Origin of the sequence: Rahnella sp. ATs2 (assembly GCF_051851855.1) — a bacterium.
Classification (GTDB): Bacteria; Pseudomonadota; Gammaproteobacteria; order Enterobacterales; family Enterobacteriaceae; genus Rahnella; species Rahnella variigena.
In genome coordinates this window covers 50,069-65,957 of the sequence record NZ_JBLYPL010000017.1, presented here as the reverse complement: position 1 = coordinate 65,957, position 15,889 = coordinate 50,069, and the positions used below count along the sequence as shown (strand labels likewise).

The window sequence follows — 15,889 nt, the reverse complement described above, 5'->3', positions numbered from 1 at the left end:
TCTTCATCATACGATCTCGATTTTCTTTTCCAGACACCGGCGCAATATCCAGATCAGTGAGAAGCTGAATACGGCGACAATAATTGACATGGTGGCGGCCCAGCTTGGTTGCATCTGCCGGAACGCGGCTTCATACATCACTACCATTGGTGTGGTGGTGCTTTGCAGCGGACCGCCGCCGGTGATGAGATAGGGTTCGGTGAAAATACTGAACGCGACTGTGATCGCCAGAACCAGCACCATGACGATCTGCGCATTCATCAGGGGTAATGTGATATGCCATATTTTTCCGGGGCCGCTGGTTTTATCGAGATCTGCCGCATCGTAGATATCTTTCGGAATCGTAATCAGTCCGGAATAAAAAATCAGGCCGTAGTAGCCAACAAATTTCCATGTGATAATAAGAGCAACAGATAACATGGCAAAATCCGGATGGGTAAACCACGGAACATTAATACCCATTGTGTTCATCAGAAAGGTATTTATGGGGCCTGTTTCACTCAACAGTTTGGAAAATACAATAGAATACGCCACGCCGGATGAAACATTGGCGAGCAGGAAACTCAGGGCAACAAAGGCTTTGCCATATTTTAGTTTCCTTAAACCGAAGGCGAATAATAATGAAGACACCAAAACAATCGGCAGATAGTAAGCCAGAAATTTAAATACGTTATACATTGCTGTCCAGAACAAAGGATTCTGCATGACGGCAATAATATTCTTCACGCCATTAAAAGAGGGCGTGCCAATAAATTTCCAGTCAGTAAAGCTCAGTACCGCTAACCAGATAAAAGGATAAAGCCAGAATACCAGAGAATATCCGAGGTAAGTGGAGGCCAGAAGGCCTCCTGTGGTGGACTCTTTCAGTTTAATCATCGCTTTATTGTTCCAGTATTTTGTCAATCTCTTGCGAAGACTGGTGCAGCGCGTCCGGCACTGAGTTGTTTTCAAACATCAGTTTTTCAATCATTTGGGTCATTGTGCGCTGGACTTCGACCGTTTTCGTGACGGCGGCAGGCGGCACAGCTTTCGGGACGTAGGAGACGATGTCATTCACCAGCGGATGCTGTTGCAGGTAGTCGCTGAACACCGGATTACTTTGCAAATCTTCTCTGGCCGGAGGCATACCTGTCAGTTCAAGCCAGCGCAGATCGTGTTTCGGGTCGCTGTATACCCATTGAATAAATTTCCAGGCGTCGTTCTGCACTTTCGAGGTACTGAACATCACGATCCCTTTGCTGTCGGCCATGGTATTTGCACCCGGCGCGCCAGACTGAGTCGGCATTGGGCCGATACGGATCTCTTTCAGTACTTCAGGGAATTGTTTCTGATAACGTTCGATATCCCAGGGCCCGCGCATGGCTCCCAGCACCATTCCCGCCGCCAGAGGATCGTCTGCGGTTGTGAAATCGTAGCTGGTCCACTTATTGGCAAACATTTTCGCCATGAAATTCAGTGCTTCCAGACCGGACTCATTATCGAAAGCCGATTTTTTATCCTGAATATACGGGCGGCCACCCGCGGCGGCGTAATACAGCGGAATAAAGTCGAACCAGCGATCCCACCAGTTTTTACCGCTGGTCAGTTGCAGGCTGTAACCCTTCTGAGTGAGCGCGATACGTTCTGAAAGCGTGTAAATTTCGTCATAAGAGGTCGGAACGTGGTCAAAACCCTGAGCTGTCAGCAGATCACTGCGCCACCAGTAGAGAACAGGGCTGATGTAAATGGGGATGACTGTCTGCTGTCCGTCGAACTGCCAGTTTGAAATCGTTTTTCCCATATGACGGGTTTCTGTCAGTGTCTGAAAACCGGGCATTTTGGAATAATCAGTGAGCTGTTTAAGTTCGGATAACTGCTTAGCAAAGCCGATAAAAATATTGGTCGAAATGTCTGGCTCTGTACCCGACGCCAGCGCATTCATGATGGCTTCTTCAGAACTTCCTGCCGCCGGTATTGAGGTGAATTCTACTTTCCGGTTGGCAGGGTTGCTGTTCCATTCTTTAACGATTTCACCCCAATACACTTCCTGTGTAATATTCGGCGCGACCCACATTTTAATGCTGGTTTGGTCTTTTTCATCAGGGCCACAGCCCGAAAGAAATAACGTGATACCTGCAATAGCAGCCAGTTTCATTATTTTCATGCTATTTCCCGTTTCTATTAGGTTATTAGTCATAATGAGAAATTATATTTAATGGTTATTCATATTATTTTTTTATGAATTAACGTCTATTTAAACGCTAGCATGGACAATCATTGAATAAACGTTATTACAGTCACATAAATGATTTTGTTTAACGTTAAACTTTATTTTTATAATCGTTGCAATAGCCTGTTGGCTGTGAGTATATGTGGGGTAATTTATTGCATTTCAGAGGCAGGGCTTCCTTTATTCACCGCATTCAGGAGTGTGTAAGCTGAGTAAGATAACGTTAAAGTCAATTGCCCGCGAATTAGGCGTGACGCACACCACGGTGTCGAATGCATTTAATAATCCGGGGAAGCTGTCAGAATCATTAAGAAAACGAATAATCGATTATGCGCATTCCGTTAATTTCTACGGGCCTGACAATCTTGGTCGGGCATTGCGTACCGGGAAATCGGATGCCATCGGGATTATTTTTAATGACACGCTCAGCGATGTGTTTACAGACAGTCATGACGTGCAGCTTATGCAAGGCATCGCCGGTGAATGTGACCGAAAAGGAGTCAGCATTATCCTGATCCCGTTGCATAACGGGCAGGGCGCGCGGGCCAGTGTCATCAATACGGCTGTAGATGGCTATATCCTTAATGCGACACACAATAATGATCAGATCATCGCCAAAGCGTTGTCCAAAAATCTGCCCGTGGTGACTACGGATTTTAAAATTCCCTCGCACAGCAGCGTATCTATTGATAACGACAGGGCGATGAGGGAAATCTGTCTGCACCTGCTGGAAAAAGGGCACCGTGAATTTGGGATTATTTCATTCCCTTCTCTTCAGGGACGAAAAGGAGTGATGCCATTGAGTCAGAGTATTTCCGGTGATAATCAAGTGATGATTACCCGTGTGAATGCCTGCGTGGCAACTTTCCGGGAATGGAATATTGATCTGAATAAATGCTTTCTTTGCGAAACGAACCATCATGAAACATTTGGCGAAATAGCTGCCAGGGAATTACTGATAAGTAATCCCGATATCACCGCGTTTATTTGCCTGTCCGACCGCTTCGCGCAGGGTGCCATTAATTATTGCCGGAAAAGCGGGCTATCTGTTCCGGGAAATATAGCCGTTACTGGTTTTGATAATATTCCCCGGCCAGTGAATGAGATCGGGCTCACGACAATCTCGCAGGACCCGGTTAAAAAAGGTGAAATAGCCGCAGCCCTGTTGCTGGAAGGTAAAACCAATATTCACCACGACCTGGAGTTTAGGTTAATTATACGTGGTTCTACCTGATATCTGGCGGGGCCATCAGGACGCAATGACCGATGTTGGCGGAATACTGCTCGCCTTTGCCGGGGCGTAACCGCGCATCATTTTGTTTCAAAGGACAACGCTATGTCAGGCTTAACGCTAAAAAACGTCAAAAAATACTATGGCAAAACAGCCGTGATCCCCGATTTAACTCTGGAGATCCGTTCCGGTGAGTTTCTGGTTCTGGTAGGGCCGTCGGGCTGTGGTAAATCAACATTGCTGCGCATGATTGCCGGGCTGGATGGGCTGAGCGACGGGACCATCCACATTGAGGACACTGACGTGACGGAGTTGCCCGCCGGAAAGCGCGGTCTGTCGATGGTATTTCAATCCTACGCGCTTTATCCGCACATGACCGTCAGGCAGAATCTGGCGTTTGGTCTGAAGAATATCCGAACGCCACCGGCTGAAATCGCCCGACGCATCAGCGAAGCGGCTCTGATCCTGCGGCTGGACGAGATGCTCGACCGGTTGCCGCAAAATCTTTCCGGCGGGCAGCGTCAGCGCGTCGCCATCGGGCGCTCTATCGTTCAGCAGCCGAAAGTATTTTTGTTTGATGAACCGCTGTCGAATCTCGATGCCGCGCTGCGCGTTCAGATGCGTCAGGAAATCAGTCAGCTGCATGCACGCCTGAAAAACACCATGATTTACGTGACCCACGATCAGGTCGAGGCCATGACGCTGGCGGACCGGATTGTGGTGCTTAATCAGGGTAATATTGAGCAGATTGGTTCGCCGGTTGAACTCTACAACTGTCCGGCCAGTTTGTTTGTTGCCGGTTTTATCGGTACGCCGAAAATCAATGTGATCCCCGCGCAGGTGACTGGCCGCCAGTTGTGTATTGACGGGCAGCCGATGTTTCCTCTGGGCAATAAATTCCCCGCGGCGCAGGATGGACAAACCGTGTCGCTGGCGATCCGCCCTGAGCTGTTGCGCCTGAATGAAGCGACGGAAAACGCATTTGACGTTTTAGTCGATTTCACTGAATTACAGGGCGATTCCACGCTGGTATACGCGCGTTTCGGCGAGCACATCCTGAAAATGAAATCGTCGAAACAGCTCTCTTTTGCTAAAAATACGCCGCTCAGTTTTGGATTTAATGCCGCCAGTATTTTACTGTTTGATGAAGCGGGCAGACGGATCCCTTCTGAAGCTGTGTAAAACAAAAAAGGCACCTTTCGGTGCCTTTCGACGAACATCAAAACCAATCAGGCATTTTTTCTCAGTTGCGCTTTGTGTTTGTTCTCGCTGAGCATGGTCAGTAAAAGCAACACAACGGCCAGCACACAACCGGCAATCATCACGATAAACCCGCCGTCCCAGCCAAAGTAATCCACGGTATAGCCGACAATGGCGCTGGCCGCGACCGAGCCGCCCAGATAACCAAACAGCCCGGTAAATCCTGCCGCGGTTCCGGCCGCTTTCTTCGGTGCCAGTTCCAGTGCATGTAAACCTATCAGCATCACAGGCCCGTAAATCAGGAAGCCGATGGTGATCATACAGGCCATATCAATGCCCGGATTGCCGACCGGATTCAGCCAGTAAACGACGGTGGCGATAGTCACCAGCACCATGAAGAACACACCGGTCGCGCCGCGGTTGCCTTTAAACACTTTGTCCGACATCCAGCCGCACAGCAGCGTGCCGGGGATCCCTGCGTATTCATAAAGGAAATACGCCCACGAGGATTTATCCAGCGCAAAATGCTTCACTTCTTTCAGGTAAGTCGGTGACCAGTCCAGGATCCCGTAGCGCAGCAGATAAACAAAAACGTTAGCCAGCGCGATATACCACAGCAATTTGTTCGGCAAAATGTACTGCATGAAAATCTGTTTCGCCGTCAGTTCCTGTTCGGCTGACTCTTTCACATAGTCCGGCGGGTAATCGTTTTTGTATTCTTCAATCGGTGGCAGGCCGCAGGATTGCGGCGTATCGCGCATGGTCATGAAGGCAAATACCGCCAGCAGGATCGCGCCGAAGGCTGGCATATACAGCGCCGCATGCCAGTCGTTAAACCACGCCATGCCCAGCAGGAACAGCAGCGGAGGAATACCGCCACCGACGTTATGCGCACAGTTCCATACCGACACCACGCCGCCGCGTTCTTTCTGCGACCACCAGTGAACCATGGTGCGACCGCACGGCGGCCAGCCCATTCCCTGGAACCAGCCGCAGAGGAACAGCAACACAAACATGATGGCAATGCTCGATGTTGCCCACGGCACGAAGCCCATAAACAACATCACCGCCGCAGCCAGAATTAAACCCGCGGGCAGGAAAACACGCGGATTCGAGCGGTCAGACACCGACCCCATAATGAATTTTGATATGCCGTAAGCAATGGAAATCCCGGACAGCGCAAACCCGAGGTCTCCACGGGAAAAGCCCTGATCAATCAGATAAGGCATGGCCAGTGCGAAATTTTTGCGCACCAGATAGTAGGCCGCATAACCGAAGAATATCCCCATAAAGATTTGCCAGCGGAGACGGCGGTAGAGCGGATCGACGTGGGCCTCATCAACAGGAGCTTTGTGGGGCGCGGGTTTAAAGATACTGAGCATAAATGCCTCCGATGGCATAAATCAGGTGGGACTCATCGTGAGCCACGAACGAAATGGCGAAGCCGGTGTGTTCCAAAACGAACATCATTTTAGCTATTCGCGCACAAACGAACTGTGATTTATGACGGAAATGTTACATTTTTATTACAGCGGAGGCGGGGTTTGTGAGATTGAGTAACAGCATAAGACAAAAAAAGGCGAAGCCTGAGCCCCGCCAGACAGGTTTGTGACATTCCAAAAGACTCATTCTACATTCTCAAATAGTTTTTTGGCACTAAGCTGTCATGCGCTCATTCCACGTATCTTTGTATATAATATTCCCTTCTACATTCTTCCAGGTTATGGTTTGATAACGTAATTCGATATTTTCTATATGTGTACTTGTCATACCATTTGGATGCAAATAGGGGGAAATAGATGTGATTTTGACGTTTTCTAAAATGATATTGAAATATTCACTCTCAATCCCCGCATCTAATATGTGATACATTTTTATTATTGCGGATTGCAGTGTACGCCCTTCACATAATGCCCGGAAAAGAACAGGTGTGGTTTGATCAAACTCCTTTTGCATAATAATCGGTGAGTGAATTCTTGTTCCTGTTAATTTTCCCATGTGCTGATCTACAGGAATATTAACATTGTGTGATAATGATTTTAACTCAATGGATCCGAGTCTGGTGGGTATCAGACATCCGCCAACAATAGGCGAGCCATTTTCATCAGTTAACCATATATGAGCTGGGTTCGACATATTTTATATCCTTATGTAATTAGATTGCATGAAATTTACCGTGAGAATAAAAAAACGAAAACTAACATCAACAGGAAGAACGCCCCAATCGACGGTATCGCGATATCAGGAAAAAAGCTCACCATAAATACACCGAAAATCACAGTTATAATTAATGGAATGTAAGTCCAGATAAAATAAGACAGTTGATGTTTAAACCACCGCTTTAAAAAATCGATCATGACATTCACTTTATCATTTCAATTATTGTTTTTGCGACTTCATCATCTGATGTAAGATTCGTGCTAAATGAGCGGGCTTTCATAAAAACAGGTTCAACTAAAAAATACATCATTTCTAATTTTCGCATATACAACGCGTAGTAATACGCGGGGCTAAGAACCTGCAAACGTTCCGCACTCTCTGCGGCTTCCTGTACGTATCCGTACAAGCCTATTCCGGCAGCGGCAAGTGCGGACACCTTCCCAATTTTCTGGCTGAAGCTGGTATGAATATTGAACCCAAGGCAAATGGACGTTGTTATGCCCAATGCAAATGATTGTGTCGTCAGAGAACTCGTTGATATATGTACGCTTGCCTTCATTAAGGTGCGTTGGATATAGTGTAGTTGGCTTTGGTTTCTATTTTTAAGAAGTGATTCAACATAAATCTGTATCATGTCGGATATGATTCTTCTGTCTTTAATTAACTGCTGTAAAGATTCAAGAAATCGAACATCTTCTCTTTTCAGATTTGCGCAAACATCTTGATAATTTTCCGTAAAACATGAAGTGTAATATATTAGTCTTGTTGCGCCATCCTGAATTCTATGCGATTGATCGAGAACCTGTTCCTTAACTCCGCTAACAGCTGCATCCAGCCTTGTCGCCAGTATTTTATCATTGGCCAACTTATTAATAATGAAATCACTATGGTACATAACTTATTCCTTAAGTTAATCATTCCATTTCATGATGTGTGCTGGTTAATATATATAACAAAACTATTTATTACTCTCTGTTCTATATTACTGTACTCCATCGAAAGTAATAAAACGTTATCTGTTCCGCTTATAAAATGAGGTTTTTTTAAGTGGCAGTAACAGCATAAAAAAGGCGGAGCCTGAGCCCCGCCTGATATTTTCAATACCTCTGAATTTATTGAATTTTCAGGGTGTTGATAATGGTTTCTGCATCGGTCTGCGCCTGCTGCTGATTATCCGCTGGCAGGGTGATTTGCAGGGTCAGCAAATGGCTGTCAACTTTGCCCAGCACGATGGAAGAGTAGGCTTTCTGACCCGCAGAAGTGATTACGGTGTCCAGTTGTTGCAGCGTCTGGCCATTGACCTGAATAGATTTATTGGTCACAACCTGCAGATTGGTATCACGGGCTTTTTGCTGATCCTGTAAACGACCCGCCAGAACATCCAGCGATTCGGTGGTGTTATCACCCAGGATCACAATCACGGCTTTCTGACCGGTGCTGTCAGCGTACACATGCATATTGTTTGCCTGAGTGCCCAGCTTACCGCTCTGGTCGCTCATTCCCTGCGGCAGGGAGAAGGTGACTTTACCTTCCAGCAGGCTGACCGGTACGGTCGCTGCCGTTGCTGATGCCGCTGGCGCACCTTTATCTGCGGCAGGTGCATCGGTAGTTTTACCGTCACACGCAGCCAGACCAGCGATCAGTACTGCCATTCCCATCATTTTCGCGATATTACGCATCGGGCTTCCTTAAGTGGCCTGTTAACCAGGCTTACATGTTGACTTAACAGCCTTTATGGCAACCTATTCAGGCCACAAAAGCAAGTCAGATTATGGCGCGATTTGTGTCTTCCCCGCTCACAGTTTAGTGCACGCGGACGGCAGAATGCGGGTTATTTCCCTGCGCGGATAAACGCTTAAGCAGCATATTCAGCAGCATGCCGTACATCGGCAGGAAGAATACCAGGCAGATCAGCACCTTGAATGTGTAATCCACCATCGCGATTTCCACCCAGTGCTGCGCCATAAAAGCATCGGTACTTTTGTAGAAAGCGATAAAGAAGAAGGACAGGGTATCGCTGATATTGCCGAGGAACATCGAGGCGACCGGCGCTATCCACCAGCGGCGGTTCTGACGCAGGCGGTTAAACACGTGAACGTCAAGAATTTGCCCCAGCACATACGCCATAAAACTGGCGGTAGCGATACGCGCGACCATGATATTCAGGCTGCTGAGTGCTTCTGCTCCCTGCCATTGCGCTTCAAAGAATAACGCCGAGATGACATAGGAAATCGCCAGCGCAGGCACCATCACGGAAAGTATAATCCGTCGTGCCAGCGGCGCGCCGAATATACGGACGGTCAGGTCAGTAGCCAGAAAAATGAACGGGAAGGTGAACGCGCCCCAGGTTGTATGGAAACCAAAAATGGAGACGGGTAACTGAACCAGATAGTTACTGGAAGTAATGATGGCAATGTGGAATAGCGAAAGCCATATCAGCGCGGAAAACCGCTGCTGAGCAGTAAAGGAGTACATATATGTGACCTTTTTTTATGAACAAATTGGGGTGAGGGAACCCAAATACCCTGCGTTCTTGAAGCTGTCGCAGGGGCGTTAGCGGTTTGCGGCGCGCATAGTACCTGTTTGCACACCGTTTGCGCAACAGATCTGACGGTTAATTTTAGCGCAATGAGCCGTGTCAGTTGCGCGGGAAATCCAGCGGGTTAAACTATCAGGCTTTGCCGCGCCAGAAGATGTTGAGACACGAAATGACCGATCCCTTTATCAATCCCGACCATCAGCTTGATGCGCTCGGCCTGCGTTGCCCGGAACCTGTGATGATGGTTCGCAAAGCGGTACGTACCATGAACGATGGCGAAACGCTGTTGATCATCGCCGATGATCCGGCAACGACCCGTGATATTCCCGGTTTCTGCCGTTTTATGGAACATACGTTGCTGGCGTCGGATACCGAAAGCCAGCCGTATCGCTATTTATTGTGCAAAGGTTTAGTCGAAAAACAGGGCTGATAGCTCAGCCCTGAGTCTTGTCTGCTGCGATTACGTTCGGATCGATTAAGTTTATTTCGATTTATTGCGCAACAGCCTTAGCGCATTGGCGGTGACCAGCGCCGTTGCGCCGGAGTCCGCCAGCACGGCCAGCCACAATCCGGTCAGCCCCATCAGCGTGGTGACCAGGAAAATCGCTTTCAGCCCCAGCGCGATCGTGATGTTCTGACGGATATTCGCCCGCGTGGCGCGTGACAGGCTGATCATCTGCGCCAGCCCGCTCAGACGGTTGTGCGTCAGCGCGGCATCCGCCGTTTCCAGCGCGACGTCCGTTCCGCTTCCCATCGCAATACCGATAGTCGCGGCTTTCATCGCCGGCGCATCGTTAATGCCATCACCGACCATTGCCACCGGTTTTTGCGCATTCAGCGCGGTGACCGCCGAGACTTTATCCGCAGGCAGTAAACCGGCACGGAAATCAATGCCCAGCTGGTCAGCGATGGTTTTCGCTGCCCGCGGATTGTCACCGGTCAGCATCACTGCTGAAACGCCGAGTGCTTTCAGTTTCTGCAACGCCTCTGCCGCGTCATCACGCAGGCGATCCTGCATGGCAATCAGCCCGATCGCGTTATTTTCCTGCAACACTACCACCACGGTTTTTCCGGTGGATTCCCAGTCAGTAATTTGCGTAAGGGTTTCCGCTGTCAGACTGTTTTCAGTCACGCTTTTTGGTGCGAGTACCTGAATTTTGCGGCCTGAAACGAGGCCTTCCACGCCTGAACCAGCCAGCGCACGGCGATCCTGCGCCGTGAGCGGTAACGGATTACTGATTTTTGCACGGGCTAAAATCGCCTGTGCCAGCGGGTGATGCGAACCTTCTTCCACCGCCGAGGCCAGACTTAATACTTCGCCTTCACTGGCACCGTTCAGGATTAAAACGTCAGTGACTTCTGGCTTGCCTTCGGTCAGTGTGCCGGTTTTATCCAGCGCCACGGTTTGAATCAGCGCCAGTTGTTCCAGCGCTGCACCGCCTTTGATTAAAGCGCCCTGACGCGTTGCCGCGGCCAGCCCGGAGGTGATCGCTGCCGGCGTTGAAATTACCAGGGCGCACGGGCAGCCAATCAGCAATAAAGTCAGCCCGCGGTAAATCCAGGTTTCCCACGACAGTCCCATTGCCAGCGGCGGAACGACAATCACCAGCAGCGCCATCAGCATAATGACCGGTGTGTAATAGCGGCTGAAAGTATCGAGGAAACGCTCGATTGGCGCACGGCGTTCATCGGCTTCTTCGATCAGTTGCAGGATGCGGTCGATGGCGCTGTTGCCGGGGGCGGAAGCCACTTCCAGACGTGCGAGGCGGTCAACGCACAGGCTGCCCGCCGGGACTTTCTCACCGGGCTGATGGTCTACAGGTACTGACTCACCGGTCAGAGCACTTTCATCGAAACTGGCAGCGCTTTGCAAAATGGCATCGGCGGGCAGACGTGCGCCTGCGGCGATTTCGATAACGTCGCCGGGACGCAAACTGCTGACCGGCACGGTTTCAGATTTACCATTCACTACGCGGACGGCGGTATCGGGTATCAGCGCCATCAGGGATTTCACACCGCTGCGCGCCCGGTTGGCGGCAAAGGATTCAAGGCGTTCGCCGACCATAAACAGCAGCAGCACCATCGCGGCTTCGGCAGTGGCACCGATAAACAGCGCGCCGATTGCGGCAATGCTCATCAGGGTCTCGATGGTGAAAGGCGAGCCGGAACGGGTCTGGCGAATAGCCTGACGAAGCACCGGCCACAGTCCTACCAGTGTGGTGGCAATAAACGCAATTTCACCCATTTGCGGGTTGAAATGGTCGAGCACCCAGCTCAGCAGCATCAGAACCGAAAGGGCGATCAGCGGCAGCGCCTCTTTCAGGCGCGACTCTTCCGGTTGCGGAGTATGTTGATTTTTATCGAGGGATTGCAGGGTAAAACCTGCACCGGTTACGGCCTGCATCACGTTTTGTGAGATGTCGTGGCTGGCATCAATGACCAGTTTTTCTGTCGCGAAAAGCACTCTGGCGCGGTTTACGCCATCCAGACCGGCAACAGAATTTTCAATTTTGCGGGCACAGGCCGGGCAATCCATACCTTCCACTTTCCAGCTGTATTGCTGAGTGCCTGAAGGCGGCGCGCTGGGGTCATCTTCGCCCGGTGAACCTTCTGTGCTGCCGTCATCAGAAGTGTGTGAGTGCTCACCTGCCTTCGGCGCACAGCAACTGTCAGAAGTGGTGGCACAAGCCGACGCCGCCAGCGGGGAATTATCACTGCAACAGCTGGCAGGATGCGTGCCTGACTGCACGGTTGCGCTGATTTTATTGATGTGCAGACCATGTTTATGGTCGCTGTGACAGCCACAGCCGCTGTTTTTTTGCATTTGATTCATACTGCCTCCGGTAGAAACAGAGTGGGATTACCTCCATTGTAAACCCTGGAGTCAGCTCTAAGGTCAAGCAATTTTAATCCCCTTCATACTTTGAGCTGCAGATGCGTTAGCTGCCCTCAGTCACCCGAATCACTTACCTGAGTAAGCTCATCGGGATTCCTTCAGTTGCCGCCTTTCTGCAACTCGAATTATTTTGGGGATTGTATTCAGTGTTATTGAGTCATTTACAAATAAAGTGAGCGTACGATCAGGAAGTGACCGCCAAAGTAACAGGCGGCGACCAGTGCGTCTGCCGCCCGGAATTTGAAGCGATAGCGGCTGACCAGCCACAGAATATTCGCCAGCAGCAACAGCACCGCGCCGCAGAACAGCGAAAACGCCATGTCGGTACTGCGCGCGAAATACTGCTCGCCTGCCAGCCAGACCATCAGCAGGGTCATCGCAATATAAGTGGTCACTGGCCATCTCAGTTCGGCCAGTCGCGTCCAGATCACTGCCAGCAATATGGCGCCGATAATCAGTAGCGTCAGTGGCAACGGCCAGAAGAAGGTAATGGTCATCTGGCTGGCGAAACTCAACGTATACAGCAGATGCGAGAGGAAGAACGCGCCGATGGCGTACATGAAACGCTCTTCAGGCAGCAACAGCAGGCCGTCTGCCACCAGCGTCGCCGCCAGTCCAAGCAGGATCAGGTAGCTGTAAACATTGAGCGTGGGTGCCTGCCAGGCAAGCAAAAGCAGCAGCAGTAAGGTGACGGGTTTAAACACCCAGCGCTGCCAGCGCGGGCCGCGATAGCTGGCGTCAACGAATAACCAGCCAGAGAAAAATACTGCGAGGAATGGCCAACTCATTGTTTATCCTTTTAAATTTAAGAACAGAACATGGAACCGATGCAAGGATCTGCCTTCAGGAAAACACATCCTGTTTTCCTGTACTTGCTTTCAGTGTAGGAGAGAGGGCACACCGGCGACAATCAGAAATCCCCGTAACGACGGGTCTGATTAACGCAGTTTAAAATTGTGGGGCGACGCAGGAAATGAACGGCGCCTGACGCGCCGACAATACAGGCATTACTTTTTAGCGGGCAGCGGCGGCTGTTTTTTCTGCCACGCCATCAGTTCGAACACGCCGAACAGGAAGATGCGGGTTTGCAGCCACGGGCCGATGGTGTCCTTTTCCTTGCCCTGCGTGGCTTTAAGCAGCATCACCTGCAGGCCGTGCATAAAGAACATGAACACAATCGCCACGTCTAAAAAGTATTTGATCGGCTTCGGGAACGGGTGGATCAGGTTAAACGCCAGAAACGCCCAAATACATAACATCAACAACCGACCAATATTGATCAACATCTTACTGCTCCTGTTCTGGTGAGCCGGTTTCAGGCGTCACATCGCGATGGTAGAGGCGATAAGCAACTTGTCCGGCGACTTTTTCACGGTGCAGCCGCCAGCTGGCGGGCACATCCAATGTACCGTGCTCGGCTTCTGTTTCGACATAAATCCAGGCTTCATCCGCCAGCCACTGGTTTTGTTCCAGCAGGTTCAGGGTGTCTTGCAGAATGCCTTTACGGAAAGGCGGATCGAGGAAAACCACATCAAAGGCATTTCCGGCTTTTGCCAGCCAGTTCAATGTATTGACGTTAAATACTTTCGCATCACTGGCGTTTAGCAGCGCCAGGTTTTTCTCTAACTGTTGCGCAACCGGGCGTTCAAACTCCAGCAGTGTGGCGCTGGCCGCATAACGTGACAAGGCTTCCAGACCGAGCGCGCCGCTGCCTGCAAAACAGTCCAGACAATGTGCGCCCTGTAAAACCGGCGCCAGCCAGTTAAACAGCGTTTCGCGTACGCGATCGGTGGTCGGGCGCAGTCCCGGGCTATGTGGAACCGGAAGTTTGCGTCCGCGCCATTGTCCGCCAATAATTCGGATCTGGCCGGCGGCGGGAGTGTTGGGTTTCTTTGCCATAGTTCGCTTGTGTAATCCAAAGCCGTCAGGCTTCGTTGCATATCGTTTGGAAGGCTATTCTACCGGTGTGCGGCCATTGGGCAAATGTTTAACATTGTCGATTGAAAAACCACCGGAATTCAATACGCGGGCGTGTTGCCTGCAGGGGAAAGTGATAGACTGCCTGACCATAACCCTATTAATAATCCGTTCGCCAGTCATTAACGGCGAGGAGTGAAGTTGTAAAATGGCAAAAGATAAAAAACGCGGTTTCTTCTCCTGGTTTGGCCGTGGCCGTCAGGAAGAAGAGCAGCAGAAGGAAGAAATCCGCGAAGAACAGCCTGTTATTGAAGAACAGTCTGTTGTTGAAGAACATGCGGTCGTTGAAGAACATCCGCTAGCCGAAGAGCCGGGTGTTCCGGTTGAGCAGCATCCTGGCGAATGGGATACCGCAGCCTCCGCAGAATCTGCCGCAGAAATCGCACCTGTGGTTGAACCTGAGCCAGAAGTCGAACCGGCACCGGAAGTGGAACCTGAGCCAGAAATTGAGCCGGAACCGCTGAAAGAACCTGAACCGGTTCGCGAACAGGCCGCCGCTGAACTGGCAGAAGAAATTGTTCACATCACCGAACAGGTTGCTGCGCAGCCAGTGGTGGTTGAAGACGATCTGATTGAAGAAGATGTTGCTGAAGACGAATTTGCTGAATCGGCCGAAGAAATTGCCGAAGACGAACGTCTTGATGCCATTGATTATGTTGATGATTCTGTCGCAGCCGAAGAACCACTGCCGGTGGCGCTGGATCCTATCGTCGTTTTACCTGCCGGTGAAACCGAGCAGGAGCGTCCGACCAAAGAAGGTTTCTTTGCGCGTCTGAAACGCAGTCTGGTCAAAACCAAGCAGAATCTGGGCTCAGGTTTTGTCGGCCTGTTCCGCGGTAAGAAAATCGACGACGATCTGTTCGAAGAGCTGGAAGAACAGCTGTTAATCGCCGACGTTGGCGTCGAAACTACCCGTAAAATCATTGCTTCACTGACCGAACACGCTTCGCGTAAACAGCTGAAAGATGCTGACGCGCTGTACGGTAAGCTGAAGGAAGAAATGTCCGAAATACTGGCAAAAGTTGACGAGCCACTGGATGTCAGCGGGAAAACCCCGTATGTCATTCTGATGGTTGGCGTTAACGGCGTCGGTAAAACTACCACCATCGGTAAAATGGCGCGCCAGTTTGAAGCACAGGGTAAATCTGTGATGCTGGCGGCGGGCGATACGTTCCGTGCCGCAGCCGTTGAACAGTTGCAGGTCTGGGGTCAGCGCAACAAGATCCCGGTGATTGCACAGCATACCGGTGCCGATTCCGCGTCCGTTATCTTCGATGCGATTCAGGCGGCGAAAGCCCGTAATATCGACGTGCTGATTGCCGATACTGCCGGGCGTTTGCAGAACAAAGCGCACCTGATGGAAGAGCTGAAGAAAATCGTCCGCGTGATGAAGAAGCTCGACGAAGATGCGCCGCATGAAGTGATGCTGACGCTCGATGCCAGCACCGGCCAGAATGCGGTGAGTCAGGCGAAATTATTCAACGAAGCCGTCGGGCTGACCGGGATAACGCTGACTAAACTGGATGGCACCGCGAAAGGCGGCGTGATCTTTGCCATCGCCGATCAGTTCAGCATTCCGATCCGCTACATTGGTGTCGGTGAAGGTATCGAAGATTTAAGGCCGTTTAAGGCAGACGATTTTATTGAGGCACTTTTTGCCCGAGAGGATTAATACGG

The 15,889-nt window shown here is 50.4% G+C and carries 15 protein-coding genes; 4 read left to right on the top strand and 11 right to left on the bottom strand.

What is annotated here, in order from left to right:
• Positions 1–6 precede the first annotated feature (6 nt).
• Together ACJY2G_RS18165 and ACJY2G_RS18160 are read right to left on the bottom strand one after the other, a co-directional pair.
• Positions 7–876: a carbohydrate ABC transporter permease gene (locus ACJY2G_RS18165; protein WP_430320590.1), complete on the bottom strand. Its 870-nt coding sequence runs from the start codon at positions 874–876 to the stop codon at positions 7–9.
• Positions 877–880: 4 nt separating this feature from the next.
• On the bottom strand, positions 881–2,143 hold the full coding sequence (locus ACJY2G_RS18160; protein WP_439291977.1) for an ABC transporter substrate-binding protein: 1,263 nt from the start codon (positions 2,141–2,143) through the stop codon (positions 881–883).
• Between the two features lie 265 nt (positions 2,144–2,408).
• Between ACJY2G_RS18160 and ACJY2G_RS18155 the strand changes: the two genes are divergently transcribed.
• Both ACJY2G_RS18155 and ACJY2G_RS18150 read left to right on the top strand, forming a co-directional pair.
• Entirely contained in the window at positions 2,409–3,443 is a 1,035-nt protein-coding gene (locus ACJY2G_RS18155; RefSeq protein WP_439291976.1) for a LacI family DNA-binding transcriptional regulator, read from the top strand.
• Between the two features lie 102 nt (positions 3,444–3,545).
• A complete protein-coding gene (locus tag ACJY2G_RS18150; protein ID WP_430320588.1) occupies positions 3,546–4,622 on the top strand; it encodes an ABC transporter ATP-binding protein in 1,077 nt (358 codons plus the stop codon).
• A 47-nt stretch (positions 4,623–4,669) separates the two neighbouring features.
• Here the strand turns inward: ACJY2G_RS18150 and glpT are convergent, their stop codons facing one another.
• From glpT to ACJY2G_RS18125, 5 genes are all read right to left on the bottom strand, one after another.
• Positions 4,670–6,022 carry a glycerol-3-phosphate transporter gene (gene glpT / locus ACJY2G_RS18145; protein WP_120162786.1) on the bottom strand — a complete coding sequence of 451 codons (1,353 nt, stop codon included), beginning with the start codon at positions 6,020–6,022 and terminating at the stop codon, positions 4,670–4,672.
• Positions 6,023–6,296: 274 nt separating this feature from the next.
• Positions 6,297–6,776, bottom strand: coding sequence for an Hcp family type VI secretion system effector (locus tag ACJY2G_RS18140; RefSeq protein WP_430320587.1), 480 nt, complete (start codon positions 6,774–6,776; stop codon positions 6,297–6,299).
• A gap of 226 nt (positions 6,777–7,002) precedes the next feature.
• The gene (locus ACJY2G_RS18135; RefSeq protein ID WP_430320586.1) at positions 7,003–7,695 is read right to left on the bottom strand and encodes a hypothetical protein; all 693 of its coding nucleotides are present in this window, start codon (positions 7,693–7,695) and stop codon (positions 7,003–7,005) included.
• 217 nt (positions 7,696–7,912) lie between these two features.
• Entirely contained in the window at positions 7,913–8,479 is a 567-nt protein-coding gene (locus ACJY2G_RS18130; protein WP_112290529.1) for a DcrB family lipoprotein, read from the bottom strand.
• 124 nt (positions 8,480–8,603) lie between these two features.
• On the bottom strand, positions 8,604–9,275 hold the full coding sequence (locus ACJY2G_RS18125) for a 7-cyano-7-deazaguanine/7-aminomethyl-7-deazaguanine transporter (protein WP_112290530.1): 672 nt from the start codon (positions 9,273–9,275) through the stop codon (positions 8,604–8,606).
• A 233-nt stretch (positions 9,276–9,508) separates the two neighbouring features.
• On the opposite strand from ACJY2G_RS18125, the gene tusA reads away from it, so the two are divergent.
• The gene (gene tusA, locus ACJY2G_RS18120) at positions 9,509–9,769 is read left to right on the top strand and encodes a sulfurtransferase TusA (RefSeq protein WP_430320585.1); all 261 of its coding nucleotides are present in this window, start codon (positions 9,509–9,511) and stop codon (positions 9,767–9,769) included.
• A gap of 51 nt (positions 9,770–9,820) precedes the next feature.
• Here the strand turns inward: tusA and ACJY2G_RS18115 are convergent, their stop codons facing one another.
• The 4 genes from ACJY2G_RS18115 to rsmD all read right to left on the bottom strand — a co-directional run bounded on the left by ACJY2G_RS18115 (position 9,821) and on the right by rsmD (position 14,134).
• The gene (locus ACJY2G_RS18115) at positions 9,821–12,172 is read right to left on the bottom strand and encodes a zinc/cadmium/mercury/lead-transporting ATPase (RefSeq protein ID WP_430320584.1); all 2,352 of its coding nucleotides are present in this window, start codon (positions 12,170–12,172) and stop codon (positions 9,821–9,823) included.
• A 224-nt stretch (positions 12,173–12,396) separates the two neighbouring features.
• Entirely contained in the window at positions 12,397–13,023 is a 627-nt protein-coding gene (locus tag ACJY2G_RS18110) for a lysoplasmalogenase (RefSeq protein WP_112290535.1), read from the bottom strand.
• A 219-nt stretch (positions 13,024–13,242) separates the two neighbouring features.
• Positions 13,243–13,521 carry a DUF1145 family protein gene (locus tag ACJY2G_RS18105; RefSeq protein WP_013577475.1) on the bottom strand — a complete coding sequence of 93 codons (279 nt, stop codon included), beginning with the start codon at positions 13,519–13,521 and terminating at the stop codon, positions 13,243–13,245.
• 1 nt (position 13,522) lies between these two features.
• A complete protein-coding gene (rsmD, locus tag ACJY2G_RS18100; protein ID WP_113878024.1) occupies positions 13,523–14,134 on the bottom strand; it encodes a 16S rRNA (guanine(966)-N(2))-methyltransferase in 612 nt (203 codons plus the stop codon).
• 226 nt (positions 14,135–14,360) lie between these two features.
• Between rsmD and ftsY the strand changes: the two genes are divergently transcribed.
• Complete coding sequence (gene ftsY / locus ACJY2G_RS18095) at positions 14,361–15,884, top strand: signal recognition particle-docking protein FtsY (protein WP_113878023.1); 1,524 nt, start codon at positions 14,361–14,363, stop codon at positions 15,882–15,884.
• Positions 15,885–15,889 lie beyond the last annotated feature (5 nt).

Excerpts from the sequence above, each read along its gene's own strand:
- ACJY2G_RS18110 (WP_112290535.1), bottom strand. The coding sequence starts at position 13,023 with ATGAGTTGGCCATTCCTCGCAGTATTTTTCTCTGGCTGGTTATTCGTT.
- ACJY2G_RS18160 (WP_439291977.1), bottom strand. The coding sequence starts at position 2,143 with ATGAAAATAATGAAACTGGCTGCTATTGCAGGTATCACGTTATTTCTT.
- rsmD (WP_113878024.1), bottom strand. The coding sequence starts at position 14,134 with ATGGCAAAGAAACCCAACACTCCCGCCGCCGGCCAGATCCGAATTATT.
- ACJY2G_RS18105 (WP_013577475.1), bottom strand. The coding sequence starts at position 13,521 with ATGTTGATCAATATTGGTCGGTTGTTGATGTTATGTATTTGGGCGTTT.
- ACJY2G_RS18130 (WP_112290529.1), bottom strand. The coding sequence starts at position 8,479 with ATGCGTAATATCGCGAAAATGATGGGAATGGCAGTACTGATCGCTGGT.
- ACJY2G_RS18135 (WP_430320586.1), bottom strand. The coding sequence starts at position 7,695 with ATGTACCATAGTGATTTCATTATTAATAAGTTGGCCAATGATAAAATA.
- ACJY2G_RS18150 (WP_430320588.1), top strand. The coding sequence starts at position 3,546 with ATGTCAGGCTTAACGCTAAAAAACGTCAAAAAATACTATGGCAAAACA.
- ACJY2G_RS18115 (WP_430320584.1), bottom strand. The coding sequence starts at position 12,172 with ATGAATCAAATGCAAAAAAACAGCGGCTGTGGCTGTCACAGCGACCAT.
- ACJY2G_RS18125 (WP_112290530.1), bottom strand. The coding sequence starts at position 9,275 with ATGTACTCCTTTACTGCTCAGCAGCGGTTTTCCGCGCTGATATGGCTT.
- tusA (WP_430320585.1), top strand. The coding sequence starts at position 9,509 with ATGACCGATCCCTTTATCAATCCCGACCATCAGCTTGATGCGCTCGGC.
- ACJY2G_RS18140 (WP_430320587.1), bottom strand. The coding sequence starts at position 6,776 with ATGTCGAACCCAGCTCATATATGGTTAACTGATGAAAATGGCTCGCCT.
- glpT (WP_120162786.1), bottom strand. The coding sequence starts at position 6,022 with ATGCTCAGTATCTTTAAACCCGCGCCCCACAAAGCTCCTGTTGATGAG.
- ACJY2G_RS18165 (WP_430320590.1), bottom strand. The coding sequence starts at position 876 with ATGATTAAACTGAAAGAGTCCACCACAGGAGGCCTTCTGGCCTCCACT.
- ftsY (WP_113878023.1), top strand. The coding sequence starts at position 14,361 with ATGGCAAAAGATAAAAAACGCGGTTTCTTCTCCTGGTTTGGCCGTGGC.